3 protein-coding genes are annotated in these 5220 nt (G+C 41.6%); all 3 read right to left on the bottom strand.

Going from position 1 to position 5220, the window contains the following annotated elements; all coding sequences use genetic code 11:
• Positions 1–181: 181 nt before the first annotated feature.
• Positions 182–2779 (bottom strand): serine/threonine-protein kinase, encoded by a 2598-nt coding sequence (locus F6K52_RS31890; RefSeq protein ID WP_293088384.1) that lies wholly within the window; start codon positions 2777–2779, stop codon positions 182–184.
• A gap of 425 nt (positions 2780–3204) precedes the next feature.
• Complete coding sequence (locus F6K52_RS31885; RefSeq protein WP_293088382.1) at positions 3205–4008, bottom strand: hypothetical protein; 804 nt, start codon at positions 4006–4008, stop codon at positions 3205–3207.
• 655 nt (positions 4009–4663) lie between these two features.
• On the bottom strand, positions 4664–4909 hold the full coding sequence (locus F6K52_RS31880) for a DUF4278 domain-containing protein (protein ID WP_293088380.1): 246 nt from the start codon (positions 4907–4909) through the stop codon (positions 4664–4666).
• Positions 4910–5220 lie beyond the last annotated feature (311 nt).

The raw sequence follows: 5220 nt of genomic DNA, 5'->3' as shown, positions 1-5220 counted from the left end.
TAGGTTGGCAGGTTGGCAGGTTGGTAGGTTGAAAGTTTAAGGTTAGCAGGTTAAAGGTTTGAAGGTTTAAGGTTAGCCGGGTGTTCGCCTTTGGCGTTCGGTGAAGGGTTGGTTAGCCTGCTTAAGCTTGAAGGTGGACACTCAACATTCAACTGCCCTATTGAGTGACTAATTACTAGGATCAGGTTTCCTCCTCTAGGACTGTGGTAGATTCCGACAACGGAATAGTTTTCTGTGAACTCGAACAGTCACTATCGGGCATGGTTTCCTCCTCTAGGACTGTGGTAGATTCCGACAACGGAATAGTTTTCTGTGAACTCGAACAGTCACTATCGGGCATGGTTTCCTCCTCTAGGACTGTGGTAGATTCCGACAACGGAACAGTTTTCTGTGAACTCGAACAGTCACTATCAACCATGGTTTTCTTTGGTGCTGGCACGGTGGAAACGTCAGATTCTAGCCCTACGGATGAATCAAGGCTACTAAACGAGAATGTTGGCAAGGTTTTGGTTAAAGGTTTCAGTGCTTCTAATACCTTCTCAGCGGACTGGTAGCGACTTCGGAAGCTATAGCGCACCATTTTGTTGACCACTGTCGCTAATTCAGGACTGACCTGTGCCTTATCGAGCCAAATTACGTCTCCAGTTATGGGATCTGTGGGTAATTTGCTAGGAATTATGCCAGTAAGCGATCGCACAGCAATCATACCTGTGGCATAAATATCACTGTTAAATCTTGGACTACCCACAGCTTGTTCATTAGGCATATAACCTTTAGTACCAATGCCCACAGTGAAATTAGTCAGGTTTCGTTTTGAATGCAATTGATTAGTAATTTGTTTAACAGCACCAAAGTCAATTAGCACCAGCTTGTGATCTGATTTGCGCCGAATTAGATTATCGGGTTTAATATCTCGGTGAATCACACTGTGACTGTGGACAAACTGCAATACCTGTAGAATATCTACCAATATGGCAATGACATTGGCTTCAGGAAGAGGTTTCTGTGGTAACTCATCGCCGAGAGGATGACCTTTAATAAACTCTTCAACTAGATAAAATTCTTGATTTTCATCAAAATAGGCTAACAGCTCAGGGATTTGGTGATGTTTGCCCAACTTTTCCAGAATTTCTGCTTCCGTTTGAAATAACCGTCGAGCCAGTTGCCAGTGTTGAGGATTATTGCTACTAGGTTTGAGCTGCTTGACCACACAGTGCGGATTTCCCGGTCGCTGGGTGTCTTCAGCAATAAAGGTTTCGCCAAATCCTCCAGCACTAAGTCGTTTGATGATTTTATAGCGTCCACTTAACTTAGTAGTTAATAGTTCCTGTTCCCTCTCCTCCAGCAAATTCTTTAAATCATCCTGTCCAGAGATAATTTCTTGGACAATGGGGGCAGAAACGTAATGTTTGAGAGTTTGGCGTAGTTGCTGTTTATTCTTCAGGTCTTGCATTGCTCCCATAGCGCTACAGAAAAAACCAGTGAGAGTTATGTTAACTATAGGCACTGCTGTAGGCAAAATTAGCCCCTGAGACACGAAAAATAGATAACTGATTTCTCCCCAAGTGATTACCCCAAGCACTGTCCAGCCTAGGCAAACTTGCCATCGCTTAATCCGACTGAATAAGTACCTTACGACATTAACCCCCAAGAAGATCAACACTCCTCTGTGGATAGGATTGGGAATTGCTTGGACAATCCGACGACCTTCGAGTAGTGTTGCGATCGCATTAGCATTGATTTCCACCCCAGGCATTCTGTCGGACACAGGAGTCCGATGAAAATCTGCTAATGAGCTAGCAGTTGGTCCAATTAACACAATCTTGTCTTGGAAAGACTTACCATCATCTAGGCGAGTGTGCCAGCGATTATCATCTAAGACATACCAGAAGGGAATAGATGTAAATGCATCCGAACCGTAGAAGAAAATATTCTCTGGTTTGGGCTTCGTCCTCAGTCCTGATTGCTGAGCAGCTGCCTTCGCGTAGCGTGGCCTTTTGGCCAAGGTAGCCTCGTTAAACGAAGGTACTGTAAAAATAAGCTGATCAGATGTTTCTGCCAATTCTGGATTATTCTTAGCCCAAACTTTGGGAAACTGATTGGCTAGACGATAGATTCTGCCATCCGGCTCAATGGGATAATTAATCGAACCTACAGATAGCTGGGGTGTCTCAAACAAAGAATTTGGCTTAACTAGCTTGATAGTCTCACCTTCAACAGTTTCGTAAGTATCATATATAGCGGCTAGAGTAACCCTTTCTCCATAGTTTTTTAGCACCTCTCTCAACCGTTGATCATCTGCCTCACCGTAACTACTGGGACTATCTAACACAATACTGACGGCAACAGACTTAGCTCCAGCAGCCATCACACGCTCAATCGCTTTAGCATAAGCAGCTCGTTTCCAGGGCCAGCTCTTGATAAGTTCTAAATCAGTTAGTGCTTTAGACTCATCATTATCATAGGATTGATTTAAATTCAGAGACTCCTCATCAATTCCCAAAATCACTATATTGTCTGGGGCAGCCACCGGACCCCTAAGTTTGAAAAACCAAGCTTGGGTTTGTCTTTCCATCCGTTGCACTCCCTCCCAATCCCGAGCCGTCGAAATTGCTCCGAATAGGGGAAAAAAAACAGCTAGTAGGAAACCTAATCTAGCTTGATTTAACGGAGTATTTTGCTGTGATGATGTATCTTTATTTGTAGAAATATCTGTATACTGATTTGGTGTCTGGGAAGGAATAATCTTCCCCAACCACCTCCTAGGATTAATAAACATTTTGAGTATTTTACTCGTTTATTATCTATAGTATCCAAATAAATTTATTAACTTGATTAAGATTATGAAAGCCTGTTTAAAAAGTTGGTTAAGGAATACCCAAAGAGGACTTACGTCAAACTGGAAACCAAACTCTATAAATAGTAGGGTGCCTTAATAAGGCACCCTATATAGCAAAGGGAACAGCGGATCTGGGAACAGGGAGCAGGGAGCAGCGATGCAGCGCGGTCATAGGGGAAACCCCATGACCGCGCTGCATCAAGACAAAGCTTGGGAAATCGGTAATTGGTAATCAGTAATTGGTAATCAGTAATGACTAATGGCTAATTGCTAATACCAATTTTATCTCCCCATCTGCCCACACTCCCTACTCCCTACTCCCTATTCCCTAAAACCATTGATAACTACTATGAATAAAATTGGTATTACGTCATACCAACTCGTTTGGTTCTGAGAGTAACGTTAACCCCTTCAGTGGATTGTTCCAATACTAATAATGGCGTTGGTTTTGCCTTTTGATCCCAACGCATGCAAACAATACGTCCTTGAATTGTTGGTTGCCAGGTATCATTTTCTGCATCTGGACTAAGAAATGTTTCAATACAGTCAATAATTTGGCTAACGGTTGCCGAGGTGCGTTGAGTGGGTAATTTCATTAATTTAACTTGAATGCGGAAAAGCACTCCTACACTGCGTTTACCTCGAATTTCTGTTTCGTACTTAACATCAAATGTTTCATTAATTTGACGACCTGACGTACTAGCAACACCGATAACATTTCTAGAGTCTTGAGTAGGTCGTAATGCTATACTGATTAACTGTTTTATTCTAATTTTAATTTGATTGATAACTGCAAAGTGGAATACTTCTTCTTCCATTCGCATTCTGAGGTAGTCCAGATTAAATTCTCGCGAGTGAACCAAATCAGGATTGGATTCCATTTTCCGGATAGTATTAAGCGCCAGCTTTAACTTTTTCCGAAGATCAGCAGTTTTATACTGCTCCAATTTCAGCTTTTTGTCCTTATCCTTGAATTGGAGCTTACCATACAACACTAATCCAATCACCACTAAAACTAGTCCAATAGACACAAAAATCCAATGGTTCAAATTCCCCAGTTGCCCAGCAGAGACAGAAGTCTTGGGAATGGTAGATGGAGGTGAAGATGCAATTTTTACAGGTACAGAAACCTGAGTCCGTGATTCTCTGAAGATGAGATGATGGGACATAATCAGTATCGAATAAAACTCAAAACCTCTTAACTAGAATTACTTTAGCGTGGATATCGTAAAAAAATTGTGAGCACCGGCTACTATTTCCTTCTGAATCAGTTAGTCAGAGACAAATGGGAATTCCCAGTATCTACATATCAATGTTTTTGACTTTCTTTCAGAAGTCTTTGTCCTTCTGCTGAGAAGGAGTGCTAGGGAACTTCCTTTGTCCGTTGCAGGGGTGGAGTTTCCAGCCATATCCATCCATGGGTTATTAGTTTAGATTAGTTAGTCTTTGGGTACTAACCTATATGATAACCTGGTGTTCGCAACCAGTTTCTAGCTATCAGGAGGCGGACGCTTGTGAACCAATCATCCAGAGGTTTTCTTGTTTCACAAGCGTCCCAAGGATATAACCGGCTTCCCGCACCCCTACGGGAAGGCATTTAAAGCATCTATAGTATTGTGTAAAGTATTCTAGCAATTTGGGTAACCCATGAAAGCCAATTCCGATGGAAGCCTTTTGCCTTACTTTAGTAATAGTGTTGCTATGGTGGATGACCCAAAGCCAAACTTAAGGAACAATTTTAAGATACTCTATAACTTATGTATCTAACCATTCAGCTAAGACCAATTGGCGCTATAGCTCATACCGAACAAGCTAATAGCTTAGCTATTTAGAACAAGGATACTTAACTCCGTAACCTTGCTTAGTAAAATCAATCGGTTTACCCCAAACAACGTGGAGATAATATGCCCCACGATACTTTAATTTGCCGATCGCTTCCGGTAAAAGCACACCGTTGAGCTTTGGCTGTCGCCAACGGACACCACGATACTTACCAACAATTTTTTCTGATTTCATCTCAAAAGTTACCGGTTCATTTTCATAGGTAATACCACGGTAAGTGAATTTCATTATTTTATCCTCTTAATTGTTTGTTCTATCTGTAATTGACCACTCCAAGTCAGAGCCTATACTTAGATAATTCCCGAAAGTTAGACTAACGGAACAGTAAGCATTCAGCCTAGATCTATCAGCTATCCGCTGATTGTTCGCGTAGCGTGGCCCAAAAGCCAAGGTTTTGGAAGATAACTCATTTACTCGCTGCCCTCAGCCAAATTCGTAAGTTTTCATTTATTGAAAAACTGACGGCTGTTGTGCTGATAGCTCAATGGTTATAAGTAACAAATCTAGTTGATTAATTTTATTCTAAAAACCTTGAATTT

It is taken from the genome of Moorena sp. SIO3H5, assembly GCF_010692395.1.
Lineage (GTDB): Bacteria > Cyanobacteriota > Cyanobacteriia > Cyanobacteriales > Coleofasciculaceae > Moorena.
Note: the sequence above shows the minus strand (reverse complement) of the source record. Positions and strands in the feature narration are given on the sequence as shown.